Origin of the sequence: Streptomyces sp. NPDC048604 (assembly GCF_043199435.1) — a bacterium.
Classification (GTDB): domain Bacteria; phylum Actinomycetota; class Actinomycetes; order Streptomycetales; family Streptomycetaceae; genus Streptomyces.
Genome location: NZ_JBICVX010000006.1, coordinates 93,446 through 112,101 on the forward strand (window position 1 = coordinate 93,446; position 18,656 = coordinate 112,101).

At 73.5% G+C, this 18,656-nt stretch carries 14 protein-coding genes; 12 read left to right on the plus strand and 2 right to left on the minus strand.

Features of this window, described 5'->3' with window-relative positions; genetic code table 11:
• The first annotated feature begins 73 nt into the window (after nucleotides 1–73).
• From ACGFMM_RS14485 to ACGFMM_RS14530, 10 genes are all read left to right on the plus strand, one after another.
• The gene (locus ACGFMM_RS14485; RefSeq protein WP_393646458.1) at nucleotides 74–2,143 is read left to right on the plus strand and encodes a discoidin domain-containing protein; all 2,070 of its coding nucleotides are present in this window, start codon (nucleotides 74–76) and stop codon (nucleotides 2,141–2,143) included.
• Between the two features lie 196 nt (nucleotides 2,144–2,339).
• Complete coding sequence (locus ACGFMM_RS14490; RefSeq protein WP_393646460.1) at nucleotides 2,340–4,688, plus strand: collagenase; 2,349 nt, start codon at nucleotides 2,340–2,342, stop codon at nucleotides 4,686–4,688.
• Between the two features lie 52 nt (nucleotides 4,689–4,740).
• Complete coding sequence (locus ACGFMM_RS14495) at nucleotides 4,741–5,457, plus strand: GntR family transcriptional regulator (protein WP_393646462.1); 717 nt, start codon at nucleotides 4,741–4,743, stop codon at nucleotides 5,455–5,457.
• Between the two features lie 65 nt (nucleotides 5,458–5,522).
• Nucleotides 5,523–6,689, plus strand: a complete 1,167-nt coding sequence (locus ACGFMM_RS14500) for an NAD(P)/FAD-dependent oxidoreductase (protein WP_393646464.1) — start codon at nucleotides 5,523–5,525, stop codon at nucleotides 6,687–6,689.
• Between the two features lie 33 nt (nucleotides 6,690–6,722).
• A complete protein-coding gene (locus ACGFMM_RS14505; protein WP_393646466.1) occupies nucleotides 6,723–7,043 on the plus strand; it encodes a (2Fe-2S)-binding protein in 321 nt (106 codons plus the stop codon).
• Nucleotides 7,024–8,490, plus strand: a complete 1,467-nt coding sequence (locus tag ACGFMM_RS14510) for an NAD(P)/FAD-dependent oxidoreductase (protein WP_393646468.1) — start codon at nucleotides 7,024–7,026, stop codon at nucleotides 8,488–8,490. Before ACGFMM_RS14505 ends, ACGFMM_RS14510 begins: the two co-directional genes overlap by 20 nt.
• A gap of 76 nt (nucleotides 8,491–8,566) precedes the next feature.
• Nucleotides 8,567–9,478 carry a dihydrodipicolinate synthase family protein gene (locus ACGFMM_RS14515; protein ID WP_393646470.1) on the plus strand — a complete coding sequence of 304 codons (912 nt, stop codon included), beginning with the start codon at nucleotides 8,567–8,569 and terminating at the stop codon, nucleotides 9,476–9,478.
• Between the two features lie 32 nt (nucleotides 9,479–9,510).
• On the plus strand, nucleotides 9,511–10,515 hold the full coding sequence (locus tag ACGFMM_RS14520; RefSeq protein WP_393646472.1) for a proline racemase family protein: 1,005 nt from the start codon (nucleotides 9,511–9,513) through the stop codon (nucleotides 10,513–10,515).
• A complete protein-coding gene (locus tag ACGFMM_RS14525) occupies nucleotides 10,512–11,903 on the plus strand; it encodes an aldehyde dehydrogenase family protein (RefSeq protein WP_393646474.1) in 1,392 nt (463 codons plus the stop codon). The genes ACGFMM_RS14520 and ACGFMM_RS14525 overlap by 4 nt, the downstream gene beginning before the upstream one ends.
• A gap of 54 nt (nucleotides 11,904–11,957) precedes the next feature.
• A complete protein-coding gene (locus ACGFMM_RS14530; protein ID WP_393646476.1) occupies nucleotides 11,958–12,512 on the plus strand; it encodes a flavoprotein in 555 nt (184 codons plus the stop codon).
• 30 nt (nucleotides 12,513–12,542) lie between these two features.
• Here ACGFMM_RS14530 and ACGFMM_RS14535 read toward each other — a convergent pair whose 3' ends face one another.
• Nucleotides 12,543–15,095: a PEP/pyruvate-binding domain-containing protein gene (locus ACGFMM_RS14535; protein ID WP_393646478.1), complete on the minus strand. Its 2,553-nt coding sequence runs from the start codon at nucleotides 15,093–15,095 to the stop codon at nucleotides 12,543–12,545.
• A 101-nt stretch (nucleotides 15,096–15,196) separates the two neighbouring features.
• Here ACGFMM_RS14535 and zapE point away from each other — a divergent pair, with 101 nt between their 5' ends.
• Together zapE and ACGFMM_RS14545 are read left to right on the plus strand one after the other, a co-directional pair.
• Complete coding sequence (zapE, locus tag ACGFMM_RS14540) at nucleotides 15,197–16,258, plus strand: cell division protein ZapE (RefSeq protein WP_393646480.1); 1,062 nt, start codon at nucleotides 15,197–15,199, stop codon at nucleotides 16,256–16,258.
• A gap of 160 nt (nucleotides 16,259–16,418) precedes the next feature.
• Nucleotides 16,419–17,222 carry a pyridoxamine 5'-phosphate oxidase family protein gene (locus ACGFMM_RS14545; protein ID WP_393646482.1) on the plus strand — a complete coding sequence of 268 codons (804 nt, stop codon included), beginning with the start codon at nucleotides 16,419–16,421 and terminating at the stop codon, nucleotides 17,220–17,222.
• On the opposite strand, the gene ACGFMM_RS14550 is transcribed toward ACGFMM_RS14545, so the two are convergent.
• The gene (locus ACGFMM_RS14550; protein ID WP_393646484.1) at nucleotides 17,173–18,648 is read right to left on the minus strand and encodes an oxidoreductase; all 1,476 of its coding nucleotides are present in this window, start codon (nucleotides 18,646–18,648) and stop codon (nucleotides 17,173–17,175) included. The genes ACGFMM_RS14545 and ACGFMM_RS14550 overlap by 50 nt on opposite strands.
• Between the last annotated feature and the right edge of the window lie 8 nt (nucleotides 18,649–18,656).

Below are 18,656 nucleotides of genomic sequence, written 5' to 3' on the forward strand. Positions count from 1 at the left end.
TCGGTCTCTGATACCCGCGATTCTCTGGGCCCTGAGCACGTATCTCCCCCCACTGACCGAGGGCTTCGTGACCATGACTCGTTCCGCACCACGCAACCGCCGCAGGAGATTTACTCTCCTGCCCCTGTTCCTCGCTCTGGCCGCGGTGCTGTTCGGCTCCGCGCCGGTGCCCGCCGCCGCCGGCAGCGCCTGGTGGGAGCCCACCGCCCGCCCCGCCCCCGACTCGCAGACGAACGTCACCGGCGCGCCGTTCACCGGCACGAACGCCGACGGCGAGGTCCGCGGCTTCGTGGACGCGCACAACCACCTCATGTCCAACGAGGGCTTCGGCGGCCGCATGATCTGCGGCCAGACCTTCTCCGAGCAGGGCATCGCCGACGCCCTGAAGGACTGCCCCGAGCACTACCCCGACGGTCGGGGGGCGCTCTTCGAGCACCTCACCGGCGGCGACGACGGCACCCACGACCCCGTCGGCTGGCCCACGTTCAAGGACTGGCCGGCCCACAAGTCGCTGAGCCACCAGCAGAACTACTACGCCTGGGTGGAGCGCGCCTGGCGCGGCGGCCAGCGGGTCCTCGTCAACGACCTCGTGACCAACGGGCTGATCTGCTCGCTGCTGCCCCGGGACCGCAGCTGTGACGAGATGACCTCGATCCGGCTCCAGGCCCGCAAGACCTACGAACTGCAGGACTACGTCGACAAGATGTACGGCGGTGCCGGAAAGGGCTGGTTCCGCATCGTCACCGACGCCGAACAGGCCCGCGAGGTGATCCAGCAGGGCAAGCTCGCCGTCGTCCTCGGCGTGGAGACCTCGGAGCCGTTCGGCTGCAAGATGATCCTCGATGTCGCGCAGTGCGACCGGGCGGACATCGACGCCGGCCTCGACGAGCTGTACGACCTCGGCGTCCGCAGCATGTTCCTCTGTCACAAGTTCGACAACGCGCTCTGCGGCGTCCGCTTCGACAGTGGCACCACCGGAGTCGCCATCAACATCGGCCAGTTCCTCTCCACCGGCACCTTCTGGATGACCGAGAAGTGCGCCGGCCCCCAGCACGACAACCCGATCGGCCTGGCCGCCGCGCCGCCCGCCATGGCGAAGAAGCTGCCGGCCGGGGTGGGCGTGCCCAACTACGCCTCGGACGCCAAGTGCAACAAGCGCGGCCTCACGAGCCTTGGCGAGTACGCGATGCGCGGCATGATGGACCGCGGCATGATGCTGGAGCTCGACCACATGAGCGTGAAGGCCGCCGGCCGCGCGCTCGACATCCTGGAGTCCTCGAAGTACCCGGGCGTCATCTCCAGCCACAGCTGGATGGACCTCGACTGGTCCGAGCGCGTGTACCGGCTCGGCGGCTTCATCGCCCCGTACATGCACGGTGCGGAGGGATTCATCGGCGAGGCGCGGGAGAAGGCCGAGCTGCGTGAGAAGTACGGCGTCGGCCTCGGCTACGGCACCGACATGAACGGCGTCGGCGGCTGGCCCGGCCCGGTCGGCGAGGGTGCGTCCAACGCGGTGAAGTACCCCTTCCGCAGCTTCGACGGCGGTTCGGTGATCCAGCGTCAGGTCACCGGTGAGCGCACCTGGGACATCAACAAGGACGGTGCGGCGCACAACGGCCTCGTCCCGGACTGGATCGAGCAGATCCGTCTGACCAGCGGCGGCCCCGCCGTCATCGGTGAGCTGGCCAAGGGCGCCGAGTCGTACCTGGGTACCTGGAAGAAGACCGAGGACCACGAGGACGGCGTCAACTACGCGGCGAACGTGCCGACGTCGGCCAGCTCGACCGAGTGGTGGAACCCGTTCGTGAGCTACGCCTCCGGCCGCGCGGTCGACGGCGACAGCGGCACCCGCTGGGCGAGCGAGTGGTCCGACGACCAGTGGCTGCAGCTCGACCTCGGCAGCGTGCGCCAGGTGGGCAAGGTCGTCCTCGACTGGGAAGCCGCGTACGCCCGCGGGTACCGGATCGAGCTCTCGGAGAACGGCACGGACTGGCGCACCGCCTGGTCCACCGACGAGGGCGACGGCGGGCTCGACACCGCGACGTTCGACACCGAGGCGGCCCGGTACGTCCGCGTCCACGGGGTGAAGCGGGGTACCGGCTGGGGCTACTCGCTCCAGGAGGTCACGGTCCACCGGTCCTGACCGCAGCTCCACACGCACCGCGCCCGCCGGGTCAACTACCCGGCGGGCGCGGTGCGTTGGGATGTCATCTCTTCGAACTGGCAGGCGCATAAGGCTTGTCAGTGCAATTTCACATTACTATGTTACAGCTCACGCAGTGCTGCGCTTCCGCTCCACGCACCATTTCCCCCACTTCTCCTCAGACCAGGAGTCCTTGGTGTCCCAGCACAGAGCCGTGCGCTCCTCCCTGCTCGCCACCGCCGTCGCGGTGACCCTCGTCGCCTCGACCGGACAGGCCGTCACCCAGGCCGCCGAACAGCCCGCCGAACGGCCCGCCGCCACACCGGCGTCGGCCGCCGCCAGGCCCGCCGCCCCCGCGCCCACCGCGCCGAACCCGTTCGACGAGGTCGAGCGGCACGCCACCGCCCGCTCGGCGAAGCCCGTCCCGGCCCCCGCGCCCGGCGGAACCCGCGCCGGAGCCCGCGTCCCCGGTCCGGCGAAGAGCGCCAAGCGAACCGTCGCGGGCCGCACGGCCGCCGGCGTGCCCTGCACCCTCGACGGCATCACGGGCCTCGCCCCGGAGCAGTTCGCCGACTTCCTCGCCGACCCGGCCGTCCTCGCCGACGGCTGCCTGCGCGGCCTGATATGGACCTGGGACGCGCGCCTGGCCCCGGTCATGTCCGACGCCCACGTCCAGGCCGTCGCCCGCCGGGCGTCCGCCCTGGCGGCCGCCCACGACGGGCGCAACTCCTCGCACCTGGAGGAGATGTTCACGTACCTGCACGCCGTGGCCTACCACGACTTCTCGCGCACCGAGATCGACATCACCGACGCCCCCACCGTCGAGGCCATGCGCCGCGCGATCGCCGACTTCGGCAGCGCCGCCCACACCTTCGACGTCACGCCGACGAACGCCGCCACCCTCCGCGAGGCCCTGTACGCCGCCAGCGCTCCGGGCCTTCGTCAGCACCAACTCGGCCTGATCCAGAAGGTGCTGGCCACGATGGACGCCGCGCACCACGCCACCCACAAGGACCCCGCGTGGGCGGGTGCCGCGCTGGCCGCGCTCTCGGTCAACTACCTCGGGGTCTACCCCGGCAACCAGGACCGCGCCTTCCACGCCGCCGTCGCCGCCGACCCCGCGTACCGCGCCGCCCTGCGCGCCTTCTCCGACCACACCCACCTCAAGGGCACGGCCAACGCCTGGGTGGTCCGCGACGCCCTCTCCGAATACGGCCGCCTCGCCCAGATCGACGCCCTCAAGGCCCAGATCGTCCCCGACCTCGGCGCCCTGCTCGCTCCCGTGGAATCCGCCTTCGGCTACGGCAGCGAGCCGTGGGCCAAGCTGGTCGGCTGGCTCGGCTTCTTCGACGCCTGCGCCCCGTACGGCGTCTGCAAGGCCGACATCGAGAAGCGGATCTTCCCGTACACGTACACCTACGACAACGGCGCGATCAAGGTCCGTACCGGCCTCGACCGGGCCACCGTCGACCAGCTCTACTACGCCTCCAAGCAGGTCAAGGCGCAGTACCACCGCGTCCTCGGCACCGCGCAGCCGCTGGCAGGCGACCCCAACGCGACCCTGAACATCGTGCTCTACGGCTCCCGCTCCGACTACGTCGTGTACCACCCGATCCTGACGGGCTACGACACGAACAACGGCGGCATCTACATCGAGCGCGGCGCGACCTTCTACACCTACCAGCGCCGCGTCCCGCAGGACTCCTCGCTCACCCTGGAGGAGCTGTTCCGGCACGAGTACGTGCACTACCTCAACGGCCGCTTCGCCGTCCCCGGCTTCTTCGGCGAGGGCCCCTGGTACGAGGGCGACCGCACCACAGCCATGGACGAGGGCACCGCCGAGTTCTTCGACGGCGCCACGCGCGACGACGGGATCGCCGTGCGCAAGTCGCTGGTGCGCAGCATCATCGACGACACCGCAGGCGGCGGCCCCCGGATGAGCGTCGAGCAGTTGCTCAACGCCACCTACGAGGGCGACGGCTTCCGCTTCTACGCGTACGCCGGCACGTTCTTCGAGTTCCTGTGGACCGAACGGCCCGCGTTGCTCCGCGAGATGTACGCGCACCTGCGCGCGGACGACGTGGCCCGGTACGACGCCTGGCGGCACCGCCTCGGCGCGGACACGTACCTCCAGCGGGACTACGACCGGTTCCTGGACGCGCAGATCGCCAAGGTGGACGAGCTGTTCGTGCCGAACACGACGTACACCCCGAACGAGCGGCTGCGGGATGCCACGCTCGCCGGGGTGAAGTCCTCCTTCGCGGCAGCCACTTACAGCACGCCGGACTGCGTGGAGAACGGCGACCCCGGCATGCGGCGGTTCGTCTGCACCGGCCGCATCACGGCCAACCTCGGCGACTGGCGCAGCGAGGACAGGGTCTTCAAGGACATGTCCGAGACGGTCGACTACTTCCTTCTCGACCGGGCCGGCGCCGCCACGAACAACCTGGCGGACATGAACTGTTCCTTCGGCCCGGTGGAGATCTGGTCGACGAAGACGGCCGGCACCTCGGACTACACCTGCGAGGGACCGCTGCGGAGCTGACGGGAAACGTGACATTGTACGCTGTGCCTCCGCGAGTTCTCGGAGGCACAGCGTGGGCGACCTGAAGCAGCACGGGCTCATCAAGGCGCAGGAGCGGCTCCGCGACCAGGTCGGTCATGCGCTGCGAGCGGCCCTGATCGCCGGCGAGCTGAAGCCCGGCGGGGTGTACTCCGCCCCCGGGCTCGCGGCCGAGCTCGGCGTGTCGGCCACCCCCGTGCGCGAGGCGATGCTCGACCTCGCGCGCGAGGGGCTGGTCGAGCCGGTGCGCAACAAGGGCTTCCGGGTCACCGAGGTCAGCGAGAAGGAGCTCGACCAGTGCACCGAGCTGCGCATGCTGATCGAGGTGCCGACAGTCGCCCGGATCACCGAACTCGCCACTGCCGAGCAACTCGAGGAACTGCGCCCGCTGGCCGAGGAGATCGTCGCCAAGGCCCGGGCGCACGACCTCATCGGCTATCTGGAGGCCGACCGCCGCTTCCACCTCACCCTGCTCGGCCTGGCCGGAAACGACCGGCTGGTGGAGACCGTCGGCGACCTGCGCAAGCGCTCCCGGCTCTACGGCCTGACCGGCCTCGACGAGGCCGGCAAGCTGGTCTCCTCGGCCGAGGAGCACGTGGAGCTGCTCGACCTGATGATCGCGCGGGACGTCGCGGGCGTGGAGGCCTGCATGCTCCGGCACCTGGGCCATGTCCGCTCGCTGTGGGCGGCGGCCCGCGACCGGCCGGTGGAGCGTCCGGCGGGCCGGCTGGGCGCGCTGCGCCGGGGCTGATCCTTCCAACTGCCGTGTGCTGCACGGCTCTTGGCAGCACCAGTGCAATGTGAAATATTACTGACGTGCTCACGAGAAGACTCTCGGACGTCATCGTGGTCGGCGCCGGCGTGGTCGGCGCGGCCTGCGCCGCATATGCCGCACAGGCCGGCCTGCGTGTCACGGTCGTCGACCGTGGCGCCGTCGCGGGCGGCACCACCGGAGCCGGCGAGGGAAATCTGCTGGTCTCCGACAAGGAACCCGGCCCCGAACTCCAACTCAGCCTGATCTCCGCCACGTTGTGGGCGGAACTCGCGGCCTCGGATCTGCCGTCCGCCGTCGAGTACGAGGCGAAGGGCGGACTCGTCGTCGCCCGGGACGCCGCCGGGGCCGCGGCGCTCGCCGCGTTCGCCGCGCGGCAGCGTGCGGCAGGCGTCGACGCGGAGCCGGTCCCCGCCGACCGGCTCCAGGACCTGGAGCCGCACCTCGCCCCCGGCCTCGCGGGCGGCGTGCATTACCCCGCGGACGCCCAGGTCATGCCCGCGCTGGCCGCGGCGCACCTGCTGCGCGGCTGCGGCGACGCCGTCACGCTGCGCCTGGGGGAGGAGGTCACCGGCGTGCTGCGCGGCCCCGCCGGGGAGGTCCGCGGGGTGCGCACGCCACGGGGCGAGATCCACGCCCCGTACGTGGTGAACGCCGCGGGCGTGCACGGCGGCGAACTGGCCCGGCTGGCCGGCGTCCACCTTCCCGTCCTGCCGCGCCGCGGCTTCGTCCTCGTCACCGAACCCCTGCCGCGCGTCGTCCGCCGCAAGGTGTACGCCGCCGACTACGTCGCGGACGTGGCGAGCGGCTCCGCGGCGCTGCAGACCTCGGCCGTCGTCGAGGGCACCCCCGCCGGTCCGGTCCTGATCGGCGCCAGCCGGGAACGGGTCGGCTTCGACCGCACACTGTCCCTGCCCGCGCTGCGGCGGCTCGCCGCCGGCGCCGTCGCGCTGTTCCCGGTCCTCGCCGGGGTGCGGGCCATGCGCACCTACGCGGGCTTCCGCCCGTACCTGCCCGACCATCTGCCCGCGATCGGACCCGACCCGCGTGTGCCCGGCCTCCTGCACGCCTGTGGCCACGAGGGCGCGGGCGTCGGGCTCGCGCCCGCCACCGGGCTCGTCGTCGCCCGCTGCCTCACCGGCGGCGAACTCCCCCTGGACATCGCACCGTTCCGCCCCGACCGCTTTCCGGCCGCCGCGGCATCCGCCTGAGAACCCGCACCGTCGTCACGAGAGGAGGGGCCCGTGGCCCGCACCCCCGCCGAGCTCGCCGGCGCGCAGCCCGGTCCGCCGCACGAGTTCGCGTTCACCTTCGACGGCCGTACCGTCACCGCCCGGCCCGGCCAGTCCGTCGCCGCCGCGCTGTGGGCGGCCGGGATCCTCGCCTGGCGCACCACCCGCGCCGGCGGCCGCCCGCGCGGCGTGTTCTGCGGCATCGGCCAGTGCCACGACTGCCTGGCGACCGTCAACGACCGCCCCAACCGCCGTACCTGCCTCACGCCCGCGCGCGCCGGCGACGTGGTCACCACCCAAGAGGGGCACGGCCATGACCGCCACGCCGTCTGAGCGGTACGACCTTGCGGTCGTGGGGGCCGGACCAGCCGGCCTGGCCGGGGCGGTGACCGCCGCCGAACTGGGGCTGCAAGTCGCCCTGTTGGACGCGGCGGCGCAGACCGGAGGCCAGTACTACCGGCATCCCGCCCCGGAAATGGGCGCGGCACGGCCCGAGGCCCTGCACCACGACTGGCCGGCCTACACCGGCCTGCGCGACCGGCTGGCCCGCAGCGGGGCCGACCACCTGCCCCGCCACCACGTCTGGAGCGTCACGAAGGACGACGCCGCTGCGGGCTGGTCCGTGCACGCGGTCACCGGCGCCGACGGCGACGACGAGACACCCGTACGGATCCAGGCCCGGACCGTCCTCCTCGCGACCGGGGCGTACGAGCGTCATCTCCCCTTCCCCGGCTGGACGCTGCCCGGCGTGGTGGCCGCCGGGGGAGCGCAGGCGATGCTCAAGTCCGGCCTCGTACTGCCCGGACGACGTGTGGTGGTGGCGGGCAGCGGCCCGCTGCTGCTCGCCGTCGCGACGTCGCTGACGGCCGCGGGCGCACGGGTGCCGGCGCTCGTCGAGGCCGCGGGATACCTGCGCTACGCCCACAGCCCGCGGGCGCTCGCCGCGAACCCGCGCAAGGCCGCCGAGGCGCTGGTCCACGGCGCGGCGCTGCTGCGGCGCCGGGTGCCGGTACGGACCGGCAGCGCGGTCACCGAGGCGCACGGCATCGACCGCGTCGAGGCGGTCACCGTCATGAGGCTCGACCGCGACTGGCGCCCCGTCCCGGGCACGGAGCGCCGCATCGCCTGCGACGCCGTGGCCGTCGGCCACGGACTCGTCCCCCAGATCGACCTGGCCACCGCCCTCGGCTGCGCCGCCCGCGTCCTGCCCGACGGCACGACGGCCCTCCGCCTGGACGACCGGCAGGAGACCAGCGTGCGCGGGGTGTGGTCGGCGGGGGAGACGGGGGGTGTAGGTGGCGCTGAACTGGCCGGAGCGGAAGGTGAGTTGGCAGCCCGTGCCGTGGCCGCCCGGCTGCGCGGAGGCGCTCCCTTCACCCCGTCCCTGCGCCGCCGCCGCGACCGCCTGCGCGCCTTCGCGGCCGTCATGACCACCGCACACGCCCCCGGCCCCGGCTGGACCCGCTGGCTCTCCGACGACACCGAGGTCTGCCGCTGCGAGGAGGTGACGGCCGGCCGCGTCCGCGAGGCGGTCGACACCCTGGGCGCCCGCGACCCGCGCACCGTCAAACTGCTCACCCGTGCCGGCATGGGCTGGTGCCAGGGCCGCATGTGCGGCCAGGCCGTGGCCTGCCTCACCGCGGACGGCACACCGCCACCCCCCGACCGCCGGCCCCTCGCCACGCCCGTGCCCCTGGCCGTACTCGCCGCACTCGACGACGCGTCCGAGTCCGTGTCCTTGTCCGACGACGCGCCCGCACCCGAGCGCGCCGACGACTGACGCGGTCCAACCTCGCGCCCTCCCACCGAGCCCGCACCGTTCCGCACCTCTCCTCACCCGCCGAAAGGTTCCGCACATGGCCTTCCCCGCCGCCCCCGCCTGGACCCCCGAACGCCCCTGGCGCGGCATCATGGTCGCGACCGCGCTCCCTCTCCGCGCCGACCACTCCGTCGACTACGACGCCTACGCCGAACACGTCCGCTGGCTGCTCGACAACGGGTGCGACGGCGTCGTGCCCAACGGGTCGCTCGGGGAGTACCAGACCCTGACCGACGACGAGCGCGAGCGCGTCGTGCGGACCGCCGTCGAGGTGGCCGGGGGCGCGCGGGTGATGCCCGGGGTGTCCGCGTACGGCAGCCGCGAGGCGCGCCGGTGGGCCGAACACGCGGCGGAGCTGGGCTGCGGGTCCGTGCTGCTGCTGCCGCCCAACGGGTACCGCGCCGACGAGCCCGCCGTGCGGGCCCACTACGCCGAGGTCGCCGGGGCCGGCGTGCCCGTCGTCGCGTACAACAACCCCGTCGACACCAAGGTCGACCTCACTCCCGACCTGCTCGCCCGGCTGTACCACGACGGGAGCGTGGTCGCGGTGAAGGAGTTCAGCGGAGACGTGCGGCGCGGCTACGGGATCGCCGAACTCGCCCCCGATCTCGACCTGCTGATCGGGGCCGACGACGTCCTCCTGGAGCTCGCCGTCGCCGGTGCGGTCGGCTGGATCGCCGGATACCCCAACGCGCTGCCCGCCGCCTGCGCCGCGCTCTACCGGGCCGCCGTGGCAGGGGACCTGGACACCGCCCGGCCCCTCTACCGCACCCTGCACCCGCTGCTTCGCTGGGACTCGCGGACCGAGTTCGTGCAGGCGATCAAGCTGTCCATGGACGTCGCCGGCCGCCCCGGCGGCCCCACCCGGCCGCCCCGCTTCCCGCTCGCCGGCGAGACCGAGGCCGCCGTGCGCGCGGCGACCGAGAAGGCCCTCGCCGACACCCTCTGAAGGGCCGAACCAGCTGAGACAAGGAGCCGCCCGTGCGCACCCGCCACGTCTTCCACGCCGTCGACTCGCACACCGAGGGCATGCCCACCCGCGTGATCACCGGGGGCGTCGGCGTCGTCCCCGGCGCCACCATGGCCGAACGCCGGACCCACTTCGCCGAGCACCTCGACCATCTGCGCACCCTCCTCATGTACGAGCCGCGCGGCCACGCCGCGATGAGCGGCGCGATCCTGCAGCCGCCCACCCGCCCCGACGCCGACTACGGCGTCCTGTACATCGAGGTCTCGGGGCTCCTCCCGATGTGCGGGCACGGCACCATCGGCGTCGCCACCGTGCTCGTCGAGACCGGCATGGTGCCGGTGACCGAACCGGTCACCACCGTCCGGCTCGACACCCCCGCCGGCCTCGTCTCCGTGGACGTCCAGGTCCAGGACGGCGCGGCCCGCGCAGTCACGCTCACCAACGTGCCCGCGTACTGCGTCGCCCTGGACGCCAAGGCCGAGGTACCCGGGTACGGCACCGTCACGTACGACCTCGCCTTCGGCGGCAACTTCTACGCCTTCGTCGAACTCGACGCCCTGGGACTGCCGTTCGACCGCGCCCGCAAGGACGACCTGCTCGCCGCCGGGCTCGCCGTCATGGACGCGATCAACGCCTCGCCGCAGCGCCCGGTGCACCCCGAGCAGCCGGAGATCGCCGGGGTGAAACACGTGTACCTCGCCGCGCCCGGCTCCGACGCGCACCGCTCGCGGCACGCCATGGCCATCCACCCCGGCTGGTTCGACCGCTCGCCCTGCGGCACCGGCACCTCGGCCCGGATGGCCCAGCTGCACGCCCGCGGACTCCTGCCGCTGGGCCGGGACTTCGTCAACGAGTCCTTCATCGGCACCCGGTTCACCGGCCGGCTGACCGAGGAGACGACCGTGGGCGGGCTGCCCGCCGTCGTGCCCACGGTCACCGGACGCGCCTGGATCACCGGCACCGCCCAGTACTTCCTCGACCCGGACGACCCCTTCCCCGGAGGCTTCCTCCTGTGACCGGCACCGCCTCTCCCACGACCACACACATCACCTCGCACAACCCCGCCGACCCCTCCGACGTGCTCCTGCGGATCCCCGCCCCCGGAGCTTTCGCCGTCGCGGACGCCGTCGAGGCGGCCCGCGAGGCCCAGCCCGAGTGGCAGCACTCCGGCGCGGCCGCCCGCGCAGCCGCGCTCGCGGCCGTCGCCGACGCCGTCGACGCGGCCGCGGCCGAACTGGCCGCGCTCGCCGTACGGGAGGTCGGCAAGCCGATCGCCGAGGCCCGCGCCGAGGTCGCCCGCACCTCGGCGATCTGGCGGTACTACGCCCAGGCCCCGTACGAGCCAGTCGGCGCCGTTCACGAGCCGGCGGCCGGCCCCGGACTGCTGCTCACCCGCCGCAGGCCGCACGGCGTCGCCGGACTCGTCACGCCCTGGAACTTCCCCTTCGCCATCCCCAGTTGGAAGGCCGCCCCGGCCCTGGCAGCCGGCAACGCGGTCGTCCTCAAGCCCGCGCCCGAAGCCACCGCCTGCGCCCTCAGACTTGCCGAACTCGTCCAACAGGCCCTGCCGGAAAGTGTGTTCACCGTCCTGCCCGGAGCGGCCACGGAAGGCAACGCGCTCGTCTCCTGCGCCGACGCCGTCTCGTTCACCGGCTCGACCGCCGTCGGCCGGGCCGTCGTCCGCGCCGCCACGGCCCGGGGCGTCCCGGTCCAGGCCGAGATGGGCGGCCTCAACGCGGCGATCGTGCTGCCCGACGCCGACCTCGGGCGGGCGGCGGCCCACCTGGCCGCGGCCGTCGCCGGGTACGCGGGACAGAAGTGCACCGCCACCAGCCGCGTCATCGCGGTCGGCGGCGCGCTCGACCCCCTGCGGGAGGCCCTCGCCGAAGCGCTGCGCGCCGTACCGGTCGGCGACCCCGCCGACGAGGCCACCGTGTGCGGCCCGCTCATCGACCGGCAGGCCCGCGACCGGGTCGCCGCGGCCGCGCAGGGCCTGACGACGGTGGTCGCCGGCGGCACGCCGTCCGACGGCCCCGGCTGGTACGCCGCGCCGACCCTCGTCGAGAAGGCCGAACCGGGCCACCGGCTGCTCCGCACCGAGGTCTTCGGCCCGATCGCGGCCCTGCTGCCCGCCGACGACCTGTCCCACGCGGTGCGGATCGCCAACGCCGTGCCGTACGGCCTGGTCACCTCGGTCCACACCGCCGACCTGAGCGCCGCCCTGCACAGCCTCGACCGCCTCGACACCGGCATGATCCGAATCAACGCGCCGACCACCGGCGTCGACTTCCACCTCCCCTTCGGCGGCACCAAGGACTCCAGCCACGGCCCACGCGAACAGGGCCGCGCAGCAATGGACTTCTACACATCAACCCACACCTACACCCTCACCCCGTCCGCCTGACACGGTCCCGTACGCTGCCCGGGTCCCGCTTCGCCGACCGACCTGGAGTACTGCGTGACCGACCATGCCTCCGCCACCCGCAAGCCATTCCTGTACGTCGTCGTCTGCGGCGCCGGCGTCGCGGACGACGTCGGCCTGCTGATAGGGGCGGCCCAGGAGCAGGGCTGGGAGGTGGCCGTCGTCGCGACGCCGCAGGCCATGGCCTTCATCGACGCCGAGGCGGTGACCGCGCAGACCGGGCACCCGATCCGCTCGGAGTGGCGCGCTCCCGGCGACGACCGCCCGCTGCCCCCGGCGGACGCGATCGCCGTCGCCCCGGCCACGTTCAACTCGATCAACAAGTGGGCTGCCGGAATCGCCGACACGCTCGCCCTCGCCATCCTGTGCGAGTCGTACGGCCAGGGCGAGCCGACGGCCGTCCTCCCGCGTGCGAACGCGGCCCTGTCGGCGCACCCCGCCTACGCCCGGAGTCTGGACCGGCTGCGGGAGATGGGCGTGCTGATCGGCTCCGGTGGTCCGCAGGACGGCCAGGAGGCGGCGGGCGGGTTCCGGTGGGAGGAGGCCCTGGAGCTGCTCGCGCCCGTGCTTGAGGAGCGGACGGCCGCCTGAACCGGCCGCCCGCCCGGCCGGTTCCGCGGGTCACGCGGCGTCCAGCACCTCCACCGTGCCGCGGCCGCCGTCCACGCGGATGCGCTGGCCGCTGCGGATCCGGGTCGTCGCGTTACCGCAGCCGACGACGGCCGGGATGCCCAGCTCGCGGGCCACGATGGAGGCGTGCGAGAGGTTCGCGCCGACGTCGGTGACGATGGCCGAGATACGGGTGAACAGCGGCGTCCAGCCGATGTTGGTCACCGTCGTCACCAGGATCTCGCCCGGCCGCAGCGACTCGCCCTCCTCGACCGTCGCCACCACCCGCGCCACGCCCTCGACCACGCCGCCGGAGGCCGGCGAGCCGCTGACCGTGTCCGACGGCGGCACGGAGGCCTGCGCGTCGTACAGGTCCGCGCGCCGGTCCGGGTCGGCCGCCCAGGTCTGCGGGTCGAACTCGCCGCGGATCAGGGTCGGGTACGTGGGCAGGCTGCGGTACAGGTCGTACGCCGCGCGCCGCGCGGGGACGGCGGCCAGCGGCTTCTCGTCCCCGCCGAGGACCGCCAGGATCTCCTCCGCGTCCAGGAAGAACAGCTCCTCGCCGTGCCCGGTCAGCTCGCCGGCCCGCAGGACGACGTCGCGCACCAGCCAGAAGACGCGGGCCACTTCGGTCCGGGCGGCCTCGCGCAGCCGCGCGGAGGCGGCCCACCGCTCCACCTCCGTCCGCATCGCCCGGACCCGCTTGGGGTGCCGCGCGCCGAACCGCTCCCAGGCCGCGGTGCGCGCCTCGTACTGCCGCACGAGGCGGACGTCGGCGTCCTCCTCGACCGTGCCGAGCGCGGCGAGCTGCCGGTCGATCCAGTCGGGGTCCTCGGCGGGGCGGGGCAGCGAGATCTCGAACTCGTGCGGGCCCCGGTGGCCGTAGGTCCTGGCGTACGTCTCGCGGTCGATGTCGCCGCGGGCCAGGCGCTCCAGGCCGAGCAGCGGGCCCATGCTGGCGAGCTGGCCGTCGTCGCCGAGGCCCGTGGTCATCAGGTCGGCGTCCGCCTCGCCGACCAGGTCCCGCAGGGTGCCGCGGACCTTCACGAGGGTGTCGCCGTCCTTGCGGGTGGCCGCCTGGAGCATGTGGCAGCAGCGCCGGAAGTACGCCTCGACCTCGCCGTCCCACAGCTCGCGCAACTCCCGGGCGTCGGCCGCCCTGGCCACCCGGCCCCGGAGCTGCGCGCAGCGCTCCGGCGCGCGCTCCAGGAACGCGGGCAGTTCCTTGCCGTTGGCGCGGATCCGGCTGACGACGGCGAACGCCTCGGCGATCGTCTCCCGCCACACCCGGAAGCGGGACGCCGGCAGCAGCGGGATCTCCATGCCCTCGGGCAGCCGGCCGAAGACCAGCTCGTTGGCCTGCGCGAACTTCTTCGCCTGCCCGAACGCGGCCGCCAGCGTCGCCGTCACACTCAGGTTCATGTAGAAGCGGCCGCCGATGCTGCCGTACATCGGCCGCCCCTCCAGGGTGGCCCCGACCATGACCTCGCCCATGAACCGCCGGACGAACGACCAGGTCGCCGGCGTCATCACGTCGGGCACGGCCTCGCCGAGGTTGGCGCTGGTCCACAGCGAGTCCGTGCCGAGGCTGTCGTTCCACACCTCGGGCGCGGGCGCGGTGGCCGTGGTGACGGGACGCGCCTGCAGGATCAGGAACTCCCCGTCCTCACGCGCCCATTCGATGTCACGGGGGTCGCCGTACAGCTCCTCGATCCGCAGTCCGAGCCGGGCCAGCTCGACGGCCTCGGCGTCGCTCAGGACGGGGGCCTCGCGCCGGTCGGCGGGTACGGGCTCCTCACGGGTCCCGTCGGCGGTCGGCACGGTCATCACCTCCTTGGCGGCGGTGATCCGCTCGGCGACCGTCAGCTCCGCCCGGTCGACGTACACCGTGTCGGGCGTGACCAGGCCGCTGACCACGGCCTCGCCCAGGCCCCAGGCGGCGTTGACGACGAGCCGGCCGGCCGGGCCGCCGAGCGGGTCGACGGTGAACATCACCCCGGCCGCGTCCGCGGTCACCAGCTCCTGTACGACGACGGCCAGCGTCACGTCCTCGTGGGCGATGCCGGCCCGGGTCCGGTAGGCGATGGCCCGGTCCGTCCACAGCGAGGCCCAGCAGTCCCGCACCGCGCTCAACAGGGCTTTCTCACCCTGGATGTTGAGGTACGTGTCCTGCTGGCCGGCGAACGACAGGTCCGGCAGGTCCTCCGCCGTGGCCGACGACCGCACGGCCACCGTCGCCGCGCCGTCGCCCAGCGCGGCGTACGCGGCGAGCACGGCCTCGCGCAGGCCGTCGGGCAGCTCCGACCCGCCGAAGAGCGCGCGGATCCGGCTCCCGGCCTCGTCCTCACCCTCGGCGAGGGCCTCGCCGATCCGCTCGGTAAGACCGGCGGCGGAGACGAACTCCCGGTACGCGTCGGTCGTCACCTGGAAGCCGGAGGGCACCGGCAGTCCCCCGCGGGCCAGTTCGCCGAGCGCGGCTCCCTTGCCGCCCACGGTCTCCAGCGTCGCCGCCGGGTCGTCGAGCGTCCTCACCCAAGGCTTGCCGTCCCCCACAGGGTCCCCCATTCCGTCCCCACAAATGATCAAGGTGACCGTAGTGTGCCAGAGGACGTCATGAACATGATGTGATGTGCCGAAAGTGCAGTGATCCTGCCTGTGGGGGCGACATGTCGGAGCGGTTCGAGCAGGCGGCGCAGCGCGACGGTCTGGTCCTCGACGCCGGCCAGCGAGCGGTGGCCGCACGCCTCGCCCGGCTCGCCGAGGAGCTGGAACACAGTGGCCGCAGGCGCTGGTTCGGCCGGGCGGCGGCCGCCCCGGTGCGCGGGGTCTACCTCTGGGGCTCGGTCGGCCGCGGCAAGAGCTGGCTCTCCGACAGGCTGTACGAGAGCGTGCGGATCGAGGAGAAACGCCGGCTGCACTTCCACGAGTTCTTCCGCCGGTTCGACGCCGCCTACGGCCGGCACCGCGACGAACCGCGGGCCGGCGAGCTCGCCGTGGCCGAACTCCTCGGGGACTGCCGGTTTCTGTACTTCGACGAGTTCCACGTCCACGACGCGGGCGACGCGATGCTGATCGGCCGCGTCGTCGGCGCGCTCATGGACCGCGGCACGACGCTCCTCGCCACCTCCAACTACCCGCCGTCCGGGCTGCTTCCGAACCCGGTCTTCCACCCGCTCTTCGAGCCGACCATCGCGCTCCTCGAACGCTCCCTCGACGTCGTCGGCCTCACCCACGGCCCCGACTACCGCGCCGCCGGAGCCGCCTCGCGCGCACGCACCGGCTTCGCCGCCGGCCGCTACCTCCACCACGAGGGCGGCCTCGACACCCTCGGCACGGACCCCGCCCCGCCGCGTCCCGAGGAGCGGCGGCCCGTGCCCGTCGGCCACGACGCCGTCGAGGCCCTCGCCGTGCGCGACGACCTCGTCTGGTTCGACTTCGCCGAACTCTGCGACCGGCCGCGCTCCACCGGCGACTACCTCGCCCTCGCCGACGCCCACCCCCGCTGGGTCGTGTCCGGACTGCCCCGCCTCGCGGACGCGGGACGCGACGCCGCCCAGCGGTTCGCCAACCTCGTCGACGTGCTGTGCGACCGCGACGTCCCCCTCACACTCGTCGGCCGGACGCCGCTGGCCGAGGCCCTCACCGGGGACGGGCTGCCCGCCGACGTCGACCGCACCGCGAGCCGGCTCTCGCTGCTGACCGAGGAGACCGTCACGGCCGTCCGCTGAGCCGGGGCCCGTACCACCGGGCGGGAAGCCGGACCGGACCCATACCACCGGGCCGGACCGGATACGTACGTATCGCGGGAATCCCGTCTGGGAGCGGGCAATCGGGGCACACTCGGACTCCCCGTGCGAAGACCGAACGAGATGTCCCGCGAGGCGACCGATGGATGCTCCCACCACCCAGCCACCCCTCCCACCCCAGCCCGCCCGGCCCGTGCCGATCCGGAGCTCCCGGCCGGGCAGCGACGGCGAGCATCTGGTGCAGTTGCGCACCGGCACCACCGCGCGCGCCGACAAGTTCTACGCCGAGCAGGTCCTGGACCGGCTCAACGCGCGGATGCGGGAGTTCGTCGCCCGGCAGGAGATGTTCTTCCTAGCCACCGCCGACCGGCACGGCTCCTGCGACAGCACCTTCCGCGCCGGCCCGCCCGGCTTCCTGCACGTCCTCGACGACACGACCCTCGCCTATCCCGAGTACCGGGGCAACGGCGTCCAGGCCAGCCTCGGCAACATCGAGGAGAACGCCCAGGTCGGCATCCTCATGGTCGACTTCGTCCGGGACCGCATCGGACTCCACGTCAACGGCGCCGCACGCGTCCTCGCCGACGCCGACATGCGCCGCGAACGCCCCGGCCTGCCGACCGACCCCGCGCCGGGCCGGCGCCCCGAGGTGTGGGTCGTGGTCAGCGTCGACGAGGCGTACGTGCACTGCTCCAAGCACATCCCGCATCTGCAGAAGGTGCCGCTGACCGGCCCCGGACGCTCCTGGGGCACCGACGACTTCCGGCGCAAGGGCGGCGACTTCTTCGGCGCGGCCGCCGAGGCGGGCGAGCGCGGCCCGTACGCACCGCCGCCGCGCGCCGGGCGGACCCCCTGGAAGGAGGAGCCGACCGAGCCGGTCGCGCCGCCCTCGCGGACTAGTTCCGGCTCAGGATTCGTGTCACGCCTGCTACGACGGCGGTCGTGAGCACCCACCCCGCCGCGACCAGCGCGTACGCGAGCCACTGGCTGACGTCGTCCGTCCAGTACCAGGCCGTGCGGTGGCCGAGCCCGCCGAACGGGATCAGCAGGTCCAGGGTGTACACGAACGGCTGGAACGGCGCGCCCTCGCCCGGCTTCACCGGTGTGGGGGAGTGCGCCCGGAACACGAGCGTGCCGCACAGCGTCAGCGCCGTCAGCCACAGGCCGGCCAGCCACGGCCGGAAGCCGTAGCCGACGGTCGTGTCCAGCATCCGGCCCCAGAGCCGTCCGGTGAAGTGCAGCGTGCGGCGGTGCCGGCGCTGCTTCTCCAGGAGCACCCGGCGCGCGTACGTCTCGTGGCCCATCTGCCGGTACCAGAAGGCGAGTTGCTCGTACGGCTGCGGGGAGTACCCGGGATGGCGCGCGATCCACGCCAGCCTGCGATGCAGATCGCCGCGGTCGAAGGTCGTACCAGAGTCGAGGGAGCCGTAGACGAAGCCTTCGACGAGGATCCGCGACGGCCAGGTGTCCTCACCGTCCCGGTACGACGTCACCCGGGCGGACGTGAGGTCCACGGTTCCCGTGGGCGGCGCCGCAGTGCGCAGGTCCAGATCGCCTGCCTGCAGGGCTATGGCGACCAACTCGCCCTCCAGCAGGGCGCCCTCGAAGGTGAGCAGGTCCTCGATGCGCGCCTTGCGGAGCCGTACCGTGCCCTCCGCGGTGAACCCGCCCGAACAGTCGACGGTGGAGGCGGACAGCTGGTCGGCGACCAGCGCGGCACCGCCGGGATTGCGGAGCGCCGCGCCGGTGAGGAACAGCCCGCGGGGCAGGGCCGCGCCGGGAAGCCGGAGCCCGCCGACGGTGGTGAGCCGCTCGGCGAACATGGCACCCTCCGTGGTGAGGCCACCCGCCATGACGGCCCACTCGCCCACCCCCGAGATCCGAGCGTCGGACAGTTTGACCTCACCGGCCACGGTGGCGTTGGCGAGGAGCAGCCCCTCGCCGTCGAGTACCGAGCCCTGCAGCCGTACCGAGCCGTCGAACCGGGCGAGCCGCGCGTCCAGGCCCGGTAGCCGGCACCCCTGGACCCGCACGCTCCGCGCCGTGGTCCCCACCAGGCTCACCGCCTCGTCGAGCCGGCAGTCCTCCAGCGACAGCGCGTGCGCCAGCTCCGCCCCCGACAGATCGAGCCGCCCGGTGATCCGCGCCCCGCTGAGCCGCAGCGCGGGCACCGAGCCGGAGGGCGGGTCGTTCGCGCCGAGCAGCAGCGCCGCCACCACGGCGGCCCGCACGGACCGCTCTTCCGGCCACACGGCGTCGCCCGCCGGGTCGTCCGTGCCGGGATCGCCCGACCGCAGGTCCACGGCACGGCCCTCGGGGAACGCGTCCCACAACGCCCGCTCGGACGGCGTCAACTGGTTGTAGGTCAGCACCCTTTGAG

Excerpts from the sequence above, each read along its gene's own strand:
- ACGFMM_RS14485 (WP_393646458.1), top strand. The coding sequence starts at position 74 with ATGACTCGTTCCGCACCACGCAACCGCCGCAGGAGATTTACTCTCCTG.
- ACGFMM_RS14510 (WP_393646468.1), top strand. The coding sequence starts at position 7,024 with ATGACCGCCACGCCGTCTGAGCGGTACGACCTTGCGGTCGTGGGGGCC.
- ACGFMM_RS14515 (WP_393646470.1), top strand. The coding sequence starts at position 8,567 with ATGGCCTTCCCCGCCGCCCCCGCCTGGACCCCCGAACGCCCCTGGCGC.
- ACGFMM_RS14535 (WP_393646478.1), bottom strand. The coding sequence starts at position 15,095 with ATGGGGGACCCTGTGGGGGACGGCAAGCCTTGGGTGAGGACGCTCGAC.
- zapE (WP_393646480.1), top strand. The coding sequence starts at position 15,197 with ATGTCGGAGCGGTTCGAGCAGGCGGCGCAGCGCGACGGTCTGGTCCTC.
- ACGFMM_RS14545 (WP_393646482.1), top strand. The coding sequence starts at position 16,419 with ATGGATGCTCCCACCACCCAGCCACCCCTCCCACCCCAGCCCGCCCGG.